Annotated in this window: 19 protein-coding genes; 17 read left to right on the plus strand and 2 right to left on the minus strand. The window is 39.9% G+C overall.

The genetic code is table 11. The features are described 5' to 3' along the window. Positions 1–13 precede the first annotated feature (13 nt). From K7X70_RS01730 to K7X70_RS01740, 3 genes are all read left to right on the plus strand, one after another. A complete protein-coding gene (locus K7X70_RS01730; RefSeq protein WP_222535444.1) occupies positions 14–1,717 on the plus strand; it encodes a DUF4983 domain-containing protein in 1,704 nt (567 codons plus the stop codon). Positions 1,718–1,748: 31 nt separating this feature from the next. After that, the gene (locus K7X70_RS01735; RefSeq protein ID WP_222535445.1) at positions 1,749–2,618 is read left to right on the plus strand and encodes a discoidin domain-containing protein; all 870 of its coding nucleotides are present in this window, start codon (positions 1,749–1,751) and stop codon (positions 2,616–2,618) included. A gap of 95 nt (positions 2,619–2,713) precedes the next feature. After that, the gene (locus K7X70_RS01740) at positions 2,714–5,233 is read left to right on the plus strand and encodes a beta-N-acetylglucosaminidase domain-containing protein (RefSeq protein ID WP_222535446.1); all 2,520 of its coding nucleotides are present in this window, start codon (positions 2,714–2,716) and stop codon (positions 5,231–5,233) included. Between the two features lie 176 nt (positions 5,234–5,409). Here the strand turns inward: K7X70_RS01740 and K7X70_RS01745 are convergent, their stop codons facing one another. Next, positions 5,410–5,778: a hypothetical protein gene (locus K7X70_RS01745; RefSeq protein WP_255606861.1), complete on the minus strand. Its 369-nt coding sequence runs from the start codon at positions 5,776–5,778 to the stop codon at positions 5,410–5,412. An 86-nt stretch (positions 5,779–5,864) separates the two neighbouring features. Between K7X70_RS01745 and K7X70_RS01750 the strand changes: the two genes are divergently transcribed. Then, positions 5,865–6,398: an ExbD/TolR family protein gene (locus K7X70_RS01750; protein ID WP_222535447.1), complete on the plus strand. Its 534-nt coding sequence runs from the start codon at positions 5,865–5,867 to the stop codon at positions 6,396–6,398. Between the two features lie 63 nt (positions 6,399–6,461). Here the strand turns inward: K7X70_RS01750 and metK are convergent, their stop codons facing one another. After that, positions 6,462–7,712 (minus strand): methionine adenosyltransferase, encoded by a 1,251-nt coding sequence (gene metK, locus K7X70_RS01755; protein ID WP_222535448.1) that lies wholly within the window; start codon positions 7,710–7,712, stop codon positions 6,462–6,464. Positions 7,713–7,943: 231 nt separating this feature from the next. Between metK and K7X70_RS01760 the strand changes: the two genes are divergently transcribed. From K7X70_RS01760 to K7X70_RS01820, 13 genes are all read left to right on the plus strand, one after another. Continuing rightward, entirely contained in the window at positions 7,944–8,852 is a 909-nt protein-coding gene (locus K7X70_RS01760; RefSeq protein ID WP_222535449.1) for a diacylglycerol/lipid kinase family protein, read from the plus strand. Between the two features lie 11 nt (positions 8,853–8,863). Then, entirely contained in the window at positions 8,864–9,217 is a 354-nt protein-coding gene (locus K7X70_RS01765) for a translation initiation factor (RefSeq protein ID WP_222535450.1), read from the plus strand. A gap of 144 nt (positions 9,218–9,361) precedes the next feature. After that, on the plus strand, positions 9,362–10,966 hold the full coding sequence (gene pckA / locus K7X70_RS01770) for a phosphoenolpyruvate carboxykinase (ATP) (protein ID WP_222535451.1): 1,605 nt from the start codon (positions 9,362–9,364) through the stop codon (positions 10,964–10,966). 283 nt (positions 10,967–11,249) lie between these two features. Further along, the gene (locus tag K7X70_RS01775; RefSeq protein WP_222535452.1) at positions 11,250–12,092 is read left to right on the plus strand and encodes a MotA/TolQ/ExbB proton channel family protein; all 843 of its coding nucleotides are present in this window, start codon (positions 11,250–11,252) and stop codon (positions 12,090–12,092) included. Between the two features lie 86 nt (positions 12,093–12,178). Continuing rightward, positions 12,179–12,793, plus strand: a complete 615-nt coding sequence (locus K7X70_RS01780; protein ID WP_222535453.1) for a biopolymer transporter ExbD — start codon at positions 12,179–12,181, stop codon at positions 12,791–12,793. Positions 12,794–12,802: 9 nt separating this feature from the next. Continuing rightward, on the plus strand, positions 12,803–13,339 hold the full coding sequence (locus K7X70_RS01785) for an ExbD/TolR family protein (RefSeq protein WP_222535454.1): 537 nt from the start codon (positions 12,803–12,805) through the stop codon (positions 13,337–13,339). Positions 13,340–13,372: 33 nt separating this feature from the next. Next, positions 13,373–14,194: an energy transducer TonB gene (locus tag K7X70_RS01790; RefSeq protein WP_222535455.1), complete on the plus strand. Its 822-nt coding sequence runs from the start codon at positions 13,373–13,375 to the stop codon at positions 14,192–14,194. Between the two features lie 9 nt (positions 14,195–14,203). After that, positions 14,204–14,428, plus strand: a complete 225-nt coding sequence (locus tag K7X70_RS01795; RefSeq protein WP_222535456.1) for a hypothetical protein — start codon at positions 14,204–14,206, stop codon at positions 14,426–14,428. 72 nt (positions 14,429–14,500) lie between these two features. Then, positions 14,501–15,409 carry a substrate-binding domain-containing protein gene (locus tag K7X70_RS01800; protein WP_222535457.1) on the plus strand — a complete coding sequence of 303 codons (909 nt, stop codon included), beginning with the start codon at positions 14,501–14,503 and terminating at the stop codon, positions 15,407–15,409. A 63-nt stretch (positions 15,410–15,472) separates the two neighbouring features. Further along, positions 15,473–17,188, plus strand: a complete 1,716-nt coding sequence (locus K7X70_RS01805; protein WP_222535458.1) for a tetratricopeptide repeat protein — start codon at positions 15,473–15,475, stop codon at positions 17,186–17,188. 74 nt (positions 17,189–17,262) lie between these two features. Next, the gene (locus K7X70_RS01810) at positions 17,263–17,634 is read left to right on the plus strand and encodes an NADH-quinone oxidoreductase subunit A (protein ID WP_062546542.1); all 372 of its coding nucleotides are present in this window, start codon (positions 17,263–17,265) and stop codon (positions 17,632–17,634) included. A gap of 108 nt (positions 17,635–17,742) precedes the next feature. After that, complete coding sequence (locus tag K7X70_RS01815) at positions 17,743–18,285, plus strand: NADH-quinone oxidoreductase subunit B (RefSeq protein ID WP_062546543.1); 543 nt, start codon at positions 17,743–17,745, stop codon at positions 18,283–18,285. Beyond that, the gene (locus tag K7X70_RS01820; RefSeq protein ID WP_222535459.1) at positions 18,285–18,785 is read left to right on the plus strand and encodes an NADH-quinone oxidoreductase subunit C; all 501 of its coding nucleotides are present in this window, start codon (positions 18,285–18,287) and stop codon (positions 18,783–18,785) included. Before K7X70_RS01815 ends, K7X70_RS01820 begins: the two co-directional genes overlap by 1 nt.

Below are 18,785 nucleotides of genomic sequence, written 5' to 3' on the forward strand. Positions count from 1 at the left end.
AGCAAATAAGACAATGAGGAAATATACAAATACAAACAAGGTTTTTGCCTTTTTCGGAATGGCATTACTGCTGGCCAGTACTTTTACTGCCTGCAAGAAATATCCAAATCCTGCACCTTATTTTGAAGAGTATGGAGAGTTAGAGGTGAAATCCTCGAGAAGAATCCTGCTCATCAGTATTGATGGAACAGATGGTGGGGAATTACAAAAAATAGCGCCAACCAACATCATGAGCCTGATTAAAACAGGAAAGTATAGTTTTAACAGAGGACCGGAATTGGTTTCTACACAAGCCTCCACCTGGGCCAGTATGCTGACTGGTGCTTCAAGTACTAAGCATGGCATCTCAGATAACAGCTACAGACCAGTATCTGAGCCAGGTAAAGAGCATACCGCACCAGCATATTTTCCAAATATGGTGGCGAGAATCCTGGATATTAAACCAGAATTGAAAACAGCAGCCATTACTTCTGACGCCGCATTAAACAAATACCTGATCGAAGCTGATCACCGTGTTTTAGCATCGAATGATGCGATGATTAAAGATTCTACAGTGGCCATATTGACGAATGAAAATCCAAACCTGGTGATTACTAGCTTTAAGGATGTAGAAATAGCAGGTGCAGCGGGAGGATATTCTGCAAGTGTACCTGCTTATAAAACGGCAATCGAGAAGACAGATACTTATATCGGTGAAATGGTGGCTGCGATAAAAAAGAGGAAGAACTACAGTACTGAAGATTGGCTGATTATTGTGACGACCAATAAAGCAGGGACTGAGGCGAATCCAAAAGCAGGATTTATCATTACTTCAAACCCGGCTTTGAAAGAGGGAATGTTAACGAAAGTAGGTTTCAATGGGATGAGATTTGGTAAAGTAGGTTTAGTTGGAACGATAAAAGATGACAACGGACTATATGATGCCGGGCAGAATAAAGACTTTACGGTACAGGTACAAATGAAGTTTAATGTGATTACCATCTATCCAAGATTTCTTTCAAAAGGGACAGCGTTGGTAAGTGACGCAATAACTGGCTGGACGATGTTACAGAATGATGGCAGCACCTGGGCGGTAATTTTTGGCGGGAAAGCTTTTGGTGGAAATGGGAAAAGACAAGTAGTAGGTACTTCTGTAGCAGGGGGCGGCTGGCATACTTTAACTTTTACTGTGAAAACTGTAGGTGCTACCAGAATTGCTTCTGTATTTACAGATGGTATCCCAGGCCAAACACTGGATATTACCAATACGGTTAACTTAAGCAGTCCTACAACGCCATTGAGTATAGGCGGAGTAGAAGGCTCAACCAGCAACTCTGATTTTTATGCTGCGGATCTGCAGTATTTTAATGTGGCTTTGGATCCTGCTGTCATTAAAGCAAATGTTGCGCTGAAAGACATCACCAAACACCCTAACTACAATAACCTGGTTGGATACTGGCCATTTGATGATGGTGGTGGTGCAGTGGTTGCGAATAAAGCACCTATCGGTTTTAATCTGAATCTTGCAGGACCTAGTAGCTGGGCTGCTTTAGCAAATGACATTCCTGTGAGCAGAACCCCGCAAGTAATTAGCGGTGTATCTATTGTGCCAACCAGTCCGGATGTAGCCTCTCTTTGCCTTTACTGGTTGAAGATTCCGATCAAAGACGAATGGAAGATGGACGGAAATCCATGGATTTCAAACTATGAGATTGAATTCCTAAAAAAAATTAATTAACAGCTGAATAGTTAAAAATAACTTGAATACGATGAAAGGAAAGAGCCTTTATTTATTTGCGATATGTTCTGTTATGACGATTGCGTCATGTAAAAAGAGTAGTGTGGCTCCAATTGTGCCGGTAGAGCCACCAGTAGTCGAAGTAGTGGAAGATCCAAATTATGAGACAGTGGCTAATACTGTTACGGTGTCCGCAGTATTGAACGGCGCAAAATTTAACTGGGTAAATGAGGCTAAGAAACCAGTATATCTTAAATTCAAATATGTGCAGGATGCTTTGCCTAAAGAGGTGGTTGTAGCCACAAGTTCGGATGCAGCAGGTACATTATCCATTCCAATAGCGGCTTTAACGACTTTCAATGTGTCTGTAACTAATGTTGGCGGGCAAGCGGTAAGCACCAGAACCATGGCTATTCTTCCTTTGTTAAACCCTGAAACGAAATTGGCCAAAACGGGCTGGCATGCAAATGCTTCCAGTGAAATCAATGACGAGGACAATGAGTTTAATGGTGCAGAAAATATTGTGGATGATGTGACGGTAATCAGTAAATCTTCTTCCAGTCCATCTTTCTGGCAAACAGATTATAATGCAGATCCGATGCTGATTTATCCGCATTGGCTGGTTGTTGATATGAAAACTGCACAGAAAATTACTAAGATAGGTTTGAATGCACATACCGATAAGAACCAGGGCTTCAATACTTTTAGAATTGAAGGTAGTGTGGATGGCGTTGATTTCGACGATATAGGTGGTTCACTAAAGAACTTTGCACCAGCAGTGACTTCAGAACAATTGTTCTCCGTAGTCACACCAGTGCCGATCCGATATGTAAAAATCACTTTAATTAGTGGTTCTAATTATCCTTGTCTGGCCAACTTTGAAGCCTACGTAAGGAAATAGTTTTTTATTAACCTTATTATTGCGGGTCCCTGGATATGTCCAGGGACCCATTTTAATATAAATTCCTATTGTTAAAAAAGAAAGAAAAGAAGAAGATGCTAAATTTTAAAAGACGACTGATCCCTATTTTTTTATGTGTACTCACTAAAGTGTCGCTGGCCCAGGAAGTGCCTCAGATAACGGTGTATCCAAAACCTCATGAGTTGGTGATAGAACCTGGGTCATTTCCATTGGCACACGGACTGTATGTGAAACCAGGAACTTTAAATCCAGAATTGCAAAGCCTTTTAAACAGTATGCTTAAGGTGGACGGCGGAAAAAAAGCATTGCCATTAACGGTTTTGAAAAGTAAATCTCCTGCTCAGCGTTCCGGTGCTTATCAATTGACCATCAATAAAGGCGGTGTTAAGATCATTGCTGCGGATGATCGGGGCGCATTTTATGCAGTACAGACTTTAATCCAAATGACCAAGGGTAAAACTTCAGTTCCTTATGTAAAAGTGACTGATTATCCGGATGTTCCTTTTCGTGGCACGGTAGAAGGCTTTTATGGAGAGCCCTGGACACAGCAGGATCGGATTGCGCAACTGCGTTTTTACGGTCAGCTAAAGCTGAACACTTATATCTATGGTCCGAAAGATGATCCTTACCATTCTTCGCCAAACTGGAGGTTACACTATCCGGAAAAGGAAGAAGCTGAAATCAAGCAGCTGGTACAGGAGGCAAAAAAGAATTATGTAGATTTTGTATGGGCCATTCATCCTGGAAAAGATATCAGATGGAACCTGGAAGACAGTACTGCGGTACTTAAAAAGTTTGAAATGATGTATGGATTGGGAGTACGCTCTTTTGCCGTATTCTTTGATGATATCTCTGGTGTGGGGACTGATGCCACTAAGCAAGCAGGTTTATTGAACTATATTCAGTATCAGTTTGTGAACAGAAAAAAGGATGTGACACCATTGATCATGTGTCCTACCGAATATAATAAAAGCTGGTCTGACCCGAAACCGGGTACTTACCTGGATATTTTGGGTGAAAAGCTGGATCCGGCCATCCACATCATGTGGACTGGAAATACCGTGGTTGCCGATATTACTAAGGAGGGTTTGGAATGGGTAAACAAACGCATTCGCAGGCCTGCATTCGTATGGTGGAATTTCCCGGTTAGTGATTATGTACGTGACCATTTATTAATGGGACCATCTTATGGAATTGATACGGATGCCCAGCAGGAGATGTCAGGTTTCGTCTCTAATCCGATGGATAAAGCAGAACCTTCCAAGACGGCAATATTTGGCGTAGCAGGTTATACCTGGAACATGAAGCATTATGATCCGGAACAGGCATGGCTGGCTTCTCACCGTTATATTATGCCGGAAGCGGCGGAAGCTTTCCAATTGTTTAATGCCCACAATAGTGATCCCGGAGCCAATGGCCATCGTTATAGAAGGACGGAATCCGTAGAAATGAAACCTTATACGGTTGCTTTTCTAAAGTCGCTGAGCGAAGGAGGGTATTCGATCGCTGATGCGCAGCGCCTTAAAAAGGAATTTGAGGGAATGATCGCTGCGGCAAAAGATATTCCCTTAAAGAGCCAGAATAAAAGGTTGGTGGAGCAAATTAGCCCATGGCTTCAGCAATTTGATTTGCTGGGAAAAGCAGGACTTGCGGTAATGGGTTTAGCGGCAGATTGGAACAATAAATCTTTTAGTTCGGCTTGGGGTCAATACCTGCAGACCGAGCGGTATCTGGATGAAATGAATGATTTGGACAAGAAGATGAACCTGAATCCATATCAGCCAGGTGTTAAAACGGGCTCTCTGGTGATGACTCCTTTTGTAAAGTCGGTGTTGCTAATGATCGGTCAGCAGATGGCTCAGGAAAATAAATTTGCTGCTGCGGGAATAGCAGTTAGTGATCAGGACCAGACTACACTGCTCAGCAATACGGCCAAATTGAAAAGTCAGCCTTTGCAGATTGGTAATCAAAGTGTGGCCATTGCGCCGGTTTTGGAAACCATTACCTTGAAGCCTGGGGAGTATTTCGGCTTACGCTTGCATCCGAATCTAGCCTCTTTGGCTTTACAGTTTAACCTGGAGGCGACTGCACTTGGTAATTGGGGTGTTTTTGAAAGCACTGCTGATGGCAGCAACTGGAAAGCATTCCCTGTGACAGAGAAAAAAGGGAATGGAAAGGCGAGTCAGTTCGATCCTGCCGGAGCACAGTATATCCGCTTTAGAAATCAGTCTGATCAGGCACAGAATTTTTTCCTCAAATTGTTTAAATTGGACGTGAAGACGAAGAATGAAGCAGACAATGGAGTGTATGTATTAGATGGAAATCTAGCAACTTATAGTACTTTTTCTAAGAATGAACCGGGAATGCTGCATTTGCCAAAGGATCTTCAGCAAGCTGATCTAAGGTTGTTACTGCGTCTGAACGGGCAAGTGATAACGGTCTTTTCAAAAGACAAGAAAGGTAAGGAGATTGTTTTATATCAGGGAAGTTCAGATTACATTAAAATCGACAAGTCTGCGTTGAAGAATACAGGTACTTTACATTTTAAAACGGATTCGGCCCAGCCTCTGCGTATTTACGAAGCCACTAAATAATAGCTGGATTTTATTACATTTTAAAACAATAAACAGATGCAAATATATGAATGGGCAATTTTGGTTTTAGCGATTCTTGATGGGATCATCGTATTGTGGATCAGTGTAATGGATAAAAAAGTATAAATAAATAAGGCCCATCTTCAGGATGGGCCTTTTACTTTGTAATAGTTTTTCTATTTTAAAAGTTCCTGAAGATCGCGGTCTGCGGTAGGGATTTTCTTTAAAAAGTCGTCAAATCCTGCGCCTTCCTGAGAACTGTACATGCCATAAGCATCCAAAATATAGCCAATCTGACCATCTTTATCTTCTAAGATGTAAAGCACTGAATTATCTGCAGGGTCAGAGTCACCTTCAAAACGATAAGTTTTAATAATGGTTAAATCTTCCGGGTTATATATCTTGTTCAGGCCTACACCCTGCATTTTTCCATGATCGGTCATCTTTACTTCATTGTCCAGTCCTTTAAGTCTTAATTTATCCAGGATCTGGCTAAGGGTATTCATTTCTACTGGCTGTTCCATATTGATTGCTGTTTGTTTCATTAATTAACATTTGTTAAAGGAAATGGTTTTTTGTTTATGTAATCGGGAGTTTTTTTACATCCTCAATTAAACTAAACTCAATTGATATGGCAACTTTAAACCTCTCCCAAAATGGCTCTGCCATAAAGGGAAATGCGAGAACCCGCAAACCTGTCCCTGTTGTAGACCTGACTGCAATGGTAGACCTGGCCTTTCTTTTAATTACTTTTTTTATGCTGACCACCTCTTTGTCAAAATACCAGGCAATGGATATGGTGAAACCGGTGATTGATATTCCTGATCAGCCTTATCCAGCTTCAAGAACGGTCACCTTAATTTTGGGAAAGGAAAATCAGATCGTATGGTATCGGGGAGAGGCGGGAAAATCAGCAGGTGTAAAAAGCAATTTCCAGCAAATCAATCAAGTCCTGACTGAAAATAAAAAAGCCATTGCCAATCTTCATGGCCATGATCCGGATAAGTTTATGGTGGTGATCATTAAACCAACGGAGGCTTCCAATTATAAGAATTTTGTGGATGTATTGGATGAAATGAAGATTGCCGACATCAAATCTTATCTGGTTGATGACGATCGTTTACTGGATCCTGAGCTGGCTGCACTAAAACTGTTAAAGTTATAGCTTTAAAAAAAAAGGCGCTATCCGATCGGATAGCGCCTTTTCTAAATTTATGCTTTTTTAGTTCTACAAAGAGAAAGCAGCTTTCACCTGATCTACGAAATCGAGTTTTTCCCAGGTAAACAACTCCACAGTTACTGTTTTTTCTTCTCCATAAGGAGTTTTGAAAGTTTTAGTAACGGTTTCGTTTTTACGACCCATGTGGCCATAAGCAGCAGTTTCGCTGTAAATAGGGTTTCTTAATTTCAAACGCTGTTCGATGAAGTAAGGACGCATGTCGAATAAGCCTTCTACGATGCTCGCAATTTCGCCATCAGTTTTGTTCACTTTGCTAGTTCCATAAGTGTTGATGTAAATTCCCATCGGCTTTGCTACACCAATGGCATAACTCACCTGTACCAGGATTTCTTCTGCAACACCTGCAGCTACCAGGTTTTTAGCGATGTGACGTGTCGCATAAGCTGCACTTCTATCTACTTTACTTGGGTCTTTTCCAGAGAACGCTCCACCACCGTGAGCACCTTTACCACCGTAAGTGTCTACAATGATTTTACGGCCTGTTAAACCAGTATCACCATGTGGACCACCGATGACGAATTTACCGGTTGGGTTGATGTGGTATTCAATTTTATCATTAAATAAATGTGCGTACTGAGGGTATTTAGCTATAATTCTTGGAATTAAGATTGTTACCAGGTCAGACTTGATTTTCGCCAGCATGGTCGCTTCTTCGTCGAAGTCGTCATGTTGAGTTGAAATTACGATGGCATCAATACGAACTGGTTTATTGTTGTTATCATATTCAAGTGTTACCTGAGATTTTGCATCTGGGCGTAAATAAGTGATGTCCTTATTTTCTCGTCTCAATTCTGCAAGTTCCTGTAATAGTTTATGGGAAAGATCCAAAGCTAAAGGCATGTAATCTTCTGTTTCGTTGGTTGCATAACCGAACATCATTCCTTGATCACCTGCACCTTGTTCTTCTTTGCTGCTTCTATCTACACCTTGGTTGATGTCTTGTGATTGTTCATGAATTGCAGAAAGGATTCCGCAGGAGTTGGCCTCAAACATGTACTCACTTTTGGTATAACCAATTTTTTTGATGACGTCACGTGCAATCTGCTGAACATCAAGATAAGTTTTAGATTTAACCTCACCAGCAAGTATCACCTGCCCGGTTGTAACAAGAGTTTCACATGCAACCTTTGAATCTGCATCAAAAGCCAGGAAATTATCAATTAGTGCGTCGGAGATTTGATCTGCGATTTTATCAGGATGACCTTCGGAAACAGATTCTGATGTAAATAAATATGACATCTTAAATAATTAATTTTATAATAAACAATTATATAAAATGGCCTCTGATCCTGCAACGCAGGCAGTAAATCGAAGTGTATGATAGGTTAGCACTTTTTTTTACGTGGTTGCAATCCCGCTATTTTTGATGATAGCATCGCAAATCAGTCCACTTTAATGATGCAAAATTACTATATATATTCAAATAGTCAAAAAATATCAATTATTTTGTACCGTATTTAAACCAGTGTTTTGTCAAAATCGAATATATTATTTATTATCAACCCGATTTCGGGTGGAAAGGACAAGCTGAAAATTCCAGCATTGATCGATGCGCATTTGGATCGATCTAAATTTAATGCGAATTACAGTTTTACGGAATATGTTGGTCATGCCTCTGAAATTGCGGAAGAAGCGGCCAGCAAGAATTTCGATGTCATAGTTGCCGTGGGGGGAGATGGAACGATCAATGAGATTGGGACCAAGGTGATGCAGCAGAATAAGATCCTGGGGATTCTTCCCTTTGGATCGGGAAATGGCTTGTCGAGATTTTTAAAAATCCCGATGAACACGGTTCAGGCAATCAAGGTGATCAATGATTTCAAGGTGAGGGTGATCGATACAGCAAGATTTAACGACAAATGTTTTTTTAATATGGCGGGTATGGGCTTTGATGCACACATCAGCTCCGTATTTGCCGGAAATAAATCCAGGGGCTTATCAGGTTATCTGAAACTTGGCTTTCGGGAAATGAGGAATTACAAACCGCAGACTTACCATATATATATAGATGGTCAGGAATATGTCCGCACTGCATTTGTGGTGAGCGTAGCAAATTCCTCTCAATATGGCAATAATGCACATATCTCTCCTCATGCATCGATTACAGATGGATTGTTAGATGTGTGTATTATTAAACAGTTTCCACTTTTCAAGATTCCGGTATTGGCCTATCACATGTTGCATGGTTCTACTGATCAATCAAAAATGGTCGAAATCATTCAGGGAAGAGACATCAAAATTGTGCGGACTGCCGATGATGCCATCCACATTGACGGAGAACCTTATTTTATGGGTAAGGAGCTGGACATCTCTATAGTACCCCTTTCTTTAAATATCATTGCACCAGATGATGAAGCGGCAGCGCTTCCTGGTGCTTAAATTAAACAGCAATGAAAGCGAAAAAGAAAATATTAAATGATTTTGGCGGGATTATGTTTTCTACGGATCCTTCTTTTGTTTATGAATCCGATCAGGAAGTAGATCAGACTCCTTTGGCGGCGAATCAGCAGGACCTTAGGGTGACTTTGGACCGCAAAAACCGTGGTGGTAAAGGCGTCACTCTGGTGACTGGTTTTATCGGAAGTACGGAAGAACTGGAGGCATTGGGTAAAATGCTGAAATCAAAATGCGGGGTTGGCGGCGCGGCTAAAGATGGGGAAATCTTGATCCAGGGTGATTTCAGGGATAAAGTTTTGCTGCTATTGCAGAAAGAAGGTTATAAAGTTAAAAAATCTGGAGGCTAAGAAAAGCCCTTGTTAATTTATAATTAGCTGATATTTAGGTGTTTTATTGATAGTGTATCAACAACAATAAGTAAATTTTTTCACGCAAAAGCGCTGATAATACCTTTTTATCTGTATAACTTTGCCTCACTAACTTATTTATTTATGAGCAAAGCACTTACGCTTAAGCCGGATTTGGGGTATTTGAATTTAAATTCAGATCAGGCCCTATATCAGCTTAATGTATCACAATTGGTTGAAGAGGCCTTAAAAAATGGAGAAGGAACACTTGCCGATACCGGAGCATTGGCAATAGACACGGGTAAATTTACCGGTCGTTCTCCAAAAGACAGATTTATTGTTTGCGATGAGTTGACGGAAGAATCGGTGTGGTGGGGAGACATTAACATTAAATTTAGCCCTGAACACTTTGATTCGCTTCTAAAAAAGGTTATTGATCACCTGAATCAAAACAAATTCTATGTAAGGGATGCCTATGCCTGCGCGGATGAGAGTTATCAAACGACGATCCGGGTGGTGACAGAAAGTGCTTACCAGAACTTGTTTGCGCATAACATGTTTTTAAGGTTTGACAAAGAAGACCTGCCTGAAAGTCCGGAATGGACCATAATTGCAGCACCTAGCTTTTTAGCGGATCCAGCTGTAGATGGCACCCGTCAGGGAAACTTCTCTTTATTGAACTTTACTAAAAAAATGATCCTTATTGGTGGTTCCGGATATACCGGTGAAATCAAGAAAGGGATTTTTTCTGTATTGAACTTCATTTTACCACAGCAAAGAAATACGCTTTCGATGCATTGTTCCGCTAATGTGGGCAAGGATGGCGATACGGCAATTTTCTTCGGCCTGTCTGGAACAGGCAAAACGACGCTTTCTGCGGATCCTGAGCGGGGGTTGATCGGTGATGATGAACATGGCTGGGGTGAAGACACCATCTTTAATTTTGAAGGTGGCTGTTATGCAAAATGTGTGGACTTGACGGAAGAAAAGGAGCCTCAGATTTTTAAAGCCATCAAGTTTGGTTCTCTTTTGGAAAATATCAATTATTTCCCGGGCAGCCGTGAGGTGGACTTCAGTAATGTTGAGAAAACAGAAAATACCAGGGTAGCTTATCCAATTCATTATATAGACAACGCGATCCTGCCTTCGATCGCGGGAGTACCTAAAAATATATTTTTCCTGACTGCAGATGCTTTTGGTGTATTGCCGCCAATTTCTAAATTAACACCTGGCCAGGCAATGTTCCATTTTATTTCGGGATATACGGCAAAAGTGGCGGGAACAGAAGCTGGAGTGACCGAGCCTCAGGTTACGTTTTCGGCTTGTTTTGGAAAGGCTTTCTTACCCTTGCACCCTACTAAATACGCGGAATTGCTGGGTGAGAAGATGCGGGAGCATAATGTAAATGTCTGGTTAGTCAATACCGGATGGAGTGGAGGAGCTTATGGTGTCGGGAAACGAATGAAATTATCGTATACCCGTGCTATGATTTCTGCGGCTTTGAAAGGCGAACTGGAAAATGCGTGTTACAACGCAGATCCTGTGTTTGGTTTGCAGATCCCAGAGGCTTGCCCAGGCGTCCCATCAGAAATATTACAACCGAAAAATACCTGGGCAGATCAGAAGAAATATGACCAAAAAGCGAATGAGCTTTCACAGGAGTTTATTACCAACTTTAAGCAGTTTGAAGCTTTCGCGAGTGCTGAAATCCTTGCATCCTTCCCTAAAGTTGTGGAAAACGCCTCTTAAAGCTTTTTTTTTGCTCAAAAATTTGCATATCAATTTTTTTTTAGTTTTAATTGTGAAAGATTGTCTCCGCATGGGGACAATCTTTTTTTAATATACGCCGATGCGGACAGGGGGGAGACCTAGCTCAAGGGAAGAAACTAACGATTATTTAATTTGGAATTAAAATCAAAGTTATAAATTTGTTCTTGCAACAATTGTTTGTAATGATCGTTGTGTGTATTACAGAATAATAATCTAAATTTAAAAAAAACACGAGTACTAAAAACTAAAAAACTAAAAAACAATGGCAAACGCACCAAAACCAACAACAGTTCAAAAAGAGAGCTCTTCATCTGCTTCAAATTTATTTGCAACATTAGTAATTCCTATCTGTATCATTATCGGTATTTGTATTTTCAAGTTTGTCTTGGGTAGTAGAGATAACTTTATTGACGGCGCAGATCCAGATTTGCATGAGACTATGCCAAAAGTAGGTAACTACATGGGTATGGCTTACAAAGGTGGTTTCATCGTACCAGTATTAATGGGTATGTTCTTAATGGTTATCGTTTTCTCTATTGAGCGTATGATCGTAATTGGTAAAGCAACTGGTAAAGGTAGCTTAGACGCTTTCGTTAAAAAAGTGCAGTCACTTTTAAACTCAAATAACATCGAAGGTGCTATGGCTGAGTGTGATAGACAACAAGGTTCGGTAGCGAACGTAATCAAATCTGGTTTGAAAAAATACAGAGAGATGGAAGTTGAGCCAAACATGGATACAGATCAAAAATGTTTAGCGATCCAAAAAGATATCGAAGAAGCAACTACATTAGAGATGCCAATGTTAGAGCAAAACTTAACAGTAATTGCAACATTAGTATCAGTAGGTACATTAACAGGTCTATTAGGAACAGTAACAGGTATGATCAAGGCCTTCGGTGGTTTAGCTAACTCTGGTGCTCCGGATCAGGCTGCATTAGCAACTGGTATTTCTGAGGCTTTGATTAACACAGCTACAGGTATTGGTACTTCTACTTTCGCGATTATCATGTACAACATCTTAACTTCGAAAATCGATAAATTGACTTACGCTATTGATGAAGCAGGTTTCAGCATCATCCAGACTTACGCTTCTACGCATAAATAAAAAATAATGTATTTTTTTTTACCGGCTTTATGGAAAACCGGAAGAATAAACATCATTAGTTAAATACATAAGTAATTTTTAAAATTATGCCAAGAGCAAAGGTTCAAAGAAAGAGTACTTCGATAGATATGACCGCCATGTGCGACGTATCTTTCCTATTGCTTACTTTCTTTATTTTAACAGCAACAGCACGTCAGCCTGATCCTTTGGATGTAACTATCCCTTCATCGACTTATAAACTTAAGGTTCCAGATTTGGACATGGGTATATTGTCGATTGGAAAAGGCAAAGTGTTTTATGAAATCGTAGGGAATGACATTAAAATGGCGACCCTTGATAAAATGGGAGAGAAGTACGGAATTAAATTCACTCCTGAAGAAAGAAAACGTTTTGGTGTAGTTGGTGCTTTCGGTGTGCCAATTCAAAGTTTAAAGCAGTTCATTAACATGAACGGTGATGAGCGTACCAAATCGGGCATCGACACAGGTATTCCAACTGATTCAACAAACAATCAATTGGCGGAATGGGTGATGCAATCACGTACTGCCGTAGCCGAATTACACGCAGCGCCAATGCGTATCAGTATCAAAGGAGACGCTAAGGAAGAATACCCTGCGGTGAAGAAAGTGATCGATATTTTGCAGAAGCAAAAAATTAACAAGTTTAGTTTAATCACATCTGCCGAAGGCGATGCTCAATAGATAAATATTATGGCTGAATTAGATACCTCCGGCGGGGGGAAAAAAGGCAAAAAAGTAAGGAGTAAGAAAGCGAATACCAAAGTCGATTTGACGGCGATGGTAGATTTAGCCTTCTTGCTGATCACCTTCTTTATGTTGACCACTTCCCTGTCGAAACCAATTGCAATGGATATTGCAAAGCCTGATAAAGACGACAAATCGACTGAAAAGAATGAGTTGCGTGCTTCTGAGACTATGACTATATTATTGGGTAAAGACAATAAAGTTGCCTGGTACATGGGAGAAGCTGGTAAATCAAAGCCTAATGTTGAGAGTTTTGCTGATATCAGAAAATCAATATTAGATAATAAAAAGAAAGTAGCTGAAACTACTGGTGGCAGACAGATCATCATGGTGATCAAGCCTACATCAGGAGCGAATTACAAGAACTTCGTTGATATTATGGATGAGTTAGCGATCACTAAGATCACGACAGCTCCTGCCATCGATGATGAGAACATTACTGATGCTGAAAAAGATTTCATGAGAAGTGCTGGAATTTTATAATAAAAGAATTAATAAAATATTAAATAGTAAGCTATGTTAGGTTCTAAAATAGATTTATTGAAACGGGAATGGCTTGACGTCGTCTTCGCGGGTAAAAACAAGAGCTACGGAGCATACCAGCTTCGCAGTACGAGTTCCGCAAATACAACAAAAGCGTTATTGATTGCTTCTACTATTTTCGTAGTTGCATTTATAACCCCAAAAGTTTTGAACATGATCAAAGGTAGTCTGCCTGAAGACGAGATCGTGAAGCAAGTAGAGGTTACAGTTGTACCACCTCCACCGGTGAATCCGGATACCCCTCCACCTCCACCGGTAGAGCCACCGCCACCGAAACAGGATCAGATTAAATTCCCTCCTCCGATTGTAAAACCGGATAATGAGGTGATTGACAAGGAGCCGGTTCAGATCGAAGATTTGAAGAAAGCGGATCCAGGTCAGAAAACCATTGAAGGTGATCCTACTGCTGATATTGTAATTGCCGGTCCTGTTGGAGATGGCCCTAAACAAGCAGCTGTAGTAGAAGATACAAAGGTTTATGACTTCGTGAGTATTGAAACACAGCCAGGTTTCCCTGGAGGTATGGAGAAATTCTACGCTTACTTGAAGAAAGCGGTAAGATATCCAGCAATGGCTCAGGAAAATAACATTCAAGGTAAAGTATTCTTATCTTTCGTAGTAGAGAAAAATGGAGACTTAACCGACATCAAGGTTGAAAGAAAACTTGGTGGTGGTACTGATGAGGAAGCCATCAGAGTATTGAAAGCTAGTCCACGTTGGACTCCGGGTATCCAGAACGGAAAACCGGTACGTGTGAAGTTCAATATTCCAATCAGCTTTACCTTATCTCAATAGTATTTACGAATGTTTAATTTAAGAACATTTAAACAGAAATCGCCTCAACAGCGATTTCTGTTCATTTTAGGCCTGGTGATGTTTACGTTTTATTTCGTATTAGGCCTGTTATTGATCTTCTGGACTGATATTCCCTTTGAAATCCAGAAAACTTATCGCATCATGTTTGGGTTATTGCTGATCGTTTATGCAGCCATTAGATTTGCCCGGTTAATTAATCCTAAAGACGATTAAATTCGAATTATCCTAAGTTGACGCTTCAAATAGCTTAGCATAATCGCATTTTATCGAAAAATATTGATTCAAATGAAACACTTAAGTCTGATATTGCTGTTATTCGTATTTGTGGCCTGTAAGCGTAAGCCTAAGCCTGAAAATACAGTGGAACAAAGTCGCACCACAGGAAGCGTTACGATCCTGACTGACGCGTCCTTTGCCAGAGTACTGGCAGATCAGATTGAGGTATTCAAAACGGATTACCCTACTTCAGAATTTACTGTGATTGAAGGTAATGAGAATAAAATTCTACCTACCTTTCTAAACGATAGCGTAAGGGTGATGATTTCTTCCAGGATGCTGACACCAGAAGAGGACAAGATGTATAGAAATAGAAGTATTGTCCCTAGAACGTCGAGGTTTGCCATTGATGGGATTGCTTTAATCACGAATGTGGCGAATGTGGATAGTACCATTACGGTACAGGAAGTGATCGATATCCTGCAGGGAAAATCAACTTCTGAAAAACAATTGGTATTCGATAATGCTTATTCCAGTACTTTACGTTACTTTAAGGACCTTGCCGGAGTAAAAGAGCTGCCCAAAAAAGGAGTTTATACTTTAAAGGACAATAATGACGTTATTAAGTACGTTGCAGAGAATAAAAATTTTATTGGTGTTGTTGGCGTAAACTGGTTAATCTCTAATGGGGCAGCTATGGCTGGGCCACTCGCCAAAGTGAAGATGCTGGGGCTGAAGAATTTACCAGGAAAAAAAGGGGATGATGCGTTTTATACGCCAATTCAAAAGAATTTAATTAATGGGATATATCCTTTTTTAAGAAATATCTACATCATTAATGCGGAAGGCCGTGAAGGTTTAGGCACAGGTTTTGCAAACTGGTTAGTGAGTCCACGCGGACAGCTGATCGTACTCAAATCTGGACTAGGTCCACATAAAATGATGCCGAGAGAATTTAATTTAAAGAATACAAACTAAATTTTATATTTGAACTATGAAGCCTGCTTAGGAGCTTCATTACAATTAAAACAATAGTGAACCATGAAAATGACAAAGAAAGCAATAACCTTAAGTTTAGGTTTAGTAGTGATGGGTTCTGCCTCTTTTGCTCAAAGCTTAAATGATGCAAAGAAGGCTGTAGATGCCGAACAGTACCAGAAAGCGACCACCATGCTGAAAGCATTGGTTAAATCACAAGCGAATAAAGGAGAAAACTACTTTAATTTAGGTGATGTATATCTAAGAATGGATTATGTGGATTCGGCTAGAGCAACTTTTGCTCAAGGTGTAACTGCAGATCCTAAAAATCCTTTAAACTATATTGGTTTAGGTGAAGCAGATTTATATGATAAAAATCCTACTTCAGCAAAAACGAATTTTGATAAAGCTGTAGAGGTATCTTCTAAAAAAGATTATATCCCTCAGTTATACATTGGTAAAGCCTATATCGCTACCGATAATAAAGACTTTACTGCAGCATTGCCTTACCTGCAAAAAGCGGATGAGTTGGATGCAAATGATAAAGATGCAGAGACTTTCTTAGCCTTAGGTGATTACTATGCCGCTCAGAAAAAGAACTCTGAAGCTTTGCAAAACTATATGAGAGCATTGAACATCAATGCAAATCTAATCAGAGCTACAGTTCAGATTGGTAGAATGTATACAGAATCAAGAGCATTTCCAGAAGCAGAAGACCGCTTAAAAGAAGCTATTGCTGCTGATCCTAACTACGGTCCTGCTTACAGAGAACTTGCTGAGTTGTACATGCAATGGGCAAATCAAGTAGTAGCTGAACAAGCTGCGAAATCTGCTTTGGCATTGACTAACTATAAAAAATACTTAGACCTGACAGATAACTCTTATGAGTCTAAATTACGTTATGCGCAGTTCTTGTTTTATGCAAAGGATTACCCAACGTTAGAGCAAGTAACTACTGAATTAGCTACAATGAGCCCTAACAATGAGAAAAGCCTTGTGGTATCAAGATTACGTGGTTATTCAGCTTATGAGAATAAGAACTATCCTAAGAGTTTGGAATACATGAATGATTTCTTTGCAAAAGTTAAAGATCCTTCACGTATCATCGCTGATGATTACCTTTACCTTGGTAAAGCTCAGATGCAGACTGGTAATGATAGCCTAGCTTTAGGAAATATCGTTAAAGCGGTAGAGAAAGATTCAACAAAAGCAGATGCTTTAGAAGAAGTTGCCTTGGCATTATTCAAAGCTAAAAAATATGATAAAGCTGGTGACGTTTATGCCTTAGCGCTTAAAGCGAACCCTAATGGTCCAAATAGCTTAACTAATAACTATTATTTAGGTACAGCAAAATATTATGACTATGCTTTCAAAGACAGAGACGGTAAACATCCAGATAAGAAAATCTTAGCTGATGCTGACTCTGCATTTGCGAACATCATCAAAGCAAAAAATGATTTCGTTTTAGCGTATGCTTTTAGAGCACGTATTGCAAAATATAACGATGATGCAAATAACCCTAAATGGTTAGCTGTTCCTTACTATGATCAGTTGATTCAATTGGTAACTGTAACTAAGCCTGAGCTTGCAGCTGCACAGCCAAAAGAATTGGTAGAAGCTTATGTTTATGCAGGTTCTTACTATGCACAAACTGATAAAGAAAAAGCAAAAGAATACTTGACTAAAGCTTTAGCAATTGACCCTGCAAATACAGGTGCTCAAGAGCGTTTGAAGCAATTAACTGCTCCAGCAGGTAAGACTCCAGTTAAGAAAAAGTAATATTTTCCAATAAAAGAAAAAGGCAGGGTTGTTATCCTGCCTTTTTCTTTTAATTTTGTCCCAAATTTAATGCCATGGAAACCCAAAGTGTACCTGTAGATTTTTTACCTATTGTATTTCAAATTATTGTTGCTTTAGGATTTGTTGTTGTGACTTTGATTGCCACACACTTTTTAGGCCCAAAAAGAAAAACAGCTGATAAGTTAGCTACTTTCGAAGCAGGAGTAAAGGTGGTTGGTAATGCACGCCAGCCTTTCTCTATTAAGTATTTCTTAGTAGCGATCCTGTTTGTTCTTTTTGATATTGAGGTAGTCTTCATGTACCCATGGGCAGTAAACTTCAGAGAGCTTGGAATGACTGGAATGATTCAGATGTTCGTCTTCATGGGCACGCTGCTGCTAGGTTTTATCTACATTTTGAAAAAGAAAGCTTTAGACTGGAATTAACCTATTTAGATTGTTTCTAAATGATCAAGGTTTAGGCCAATTCCTTTCAAAATATTGTAAATTTGTGGTTCATTCTTTGTAGGAATGAACCTTTTTTCGTTTTGTATCATGAGTAACATCAATATAGTAGACGCGCCTCCAGGCATAGAAGGATCTGGTTTTTTTGCCACCTCTTTAGACAAAGTAATTGGTTTGGCACGTTCCCATTCATTATGGCCCCTGCCATTCGCAACCTCTTGTTGCGGTATCGAATTTATGGCTACAATGGGTTCTCACTATGACTTCGGTCGTTTTGGATCTGAACGCTTAAGTTTTTCTCCTCGTCAGGCGGATTTATTAATGGTGATGGGTACCATCGCTAAAAAAATGAGTCCGGTGTTAAAACAAGTATATTTACAAATGGCTGAACCTCGCTGGGTAATTGCCGTAGGTGCATGTGCTTCCAGTGGTGGTATCTTTGATACGTACTCAGTACTTCAGGGGATCGATGAGATCATTCCTGTTGATGTGTACGTTCCAGGTTGCCCTCCAAGACCAGAAGCGATCTTAGATGGCTTTGGGAAGATCCAGGAGCTGGTTAAAAATGAATCTTTGAGAAGAAGAGATTCAGATCAATACAAAGAAATGTTGGCTTCATACGGAATTCTATAATGGCAGAGGTGACAAATAAAGAAATCTTAGATGCACTTTCTGAAAAGTTTGGTGCTAAAATTATAGGGGTAAATGAGCCTTATGGCTTACTTACTTTCGAAACCACAAAAGATGTCATCATCGATGTACTGCGGTTCTTAAAAGAAAGCGACACAAATTTTAACTTCCTTACGGACATTACAGCAGTTCATTACCCGGAGAAAAAACACGGTATTGCAGTGGTTTACCACTTACACAGTATGGTGAAAAAAGTAAGGGTACGCGTAAAGGTGTTTATTGATGAGCATCATCCTACCATTCCTACATCGACCGTTCTTTGGAATGCCGCGAATTGGATGGAAAGAGAAACCTATGACTTTTTCGGTGTGAAATTCGAAGGTCATCCGGATTTAAGAAGAATATTGAACATGGACGACCTTGGTGTTCATCCGATGTTGAAACAATATCCTTTGGAAGATCCAAACAGAGTAGATAAAAAAGACGAATACTTTGGTAGATAA

Origin of the sequence: Pedobacter polysacchareus, assembly GCF_019802255.1 — a bacterium.
Taxonomy (GTDB): domain Bacteria; phylum Bacteroidota; class Bacteroidia; order Sphingobacteriales; family Sphingobacteriaceae; genus Pedobacter; species Pedobacter polysacchareus.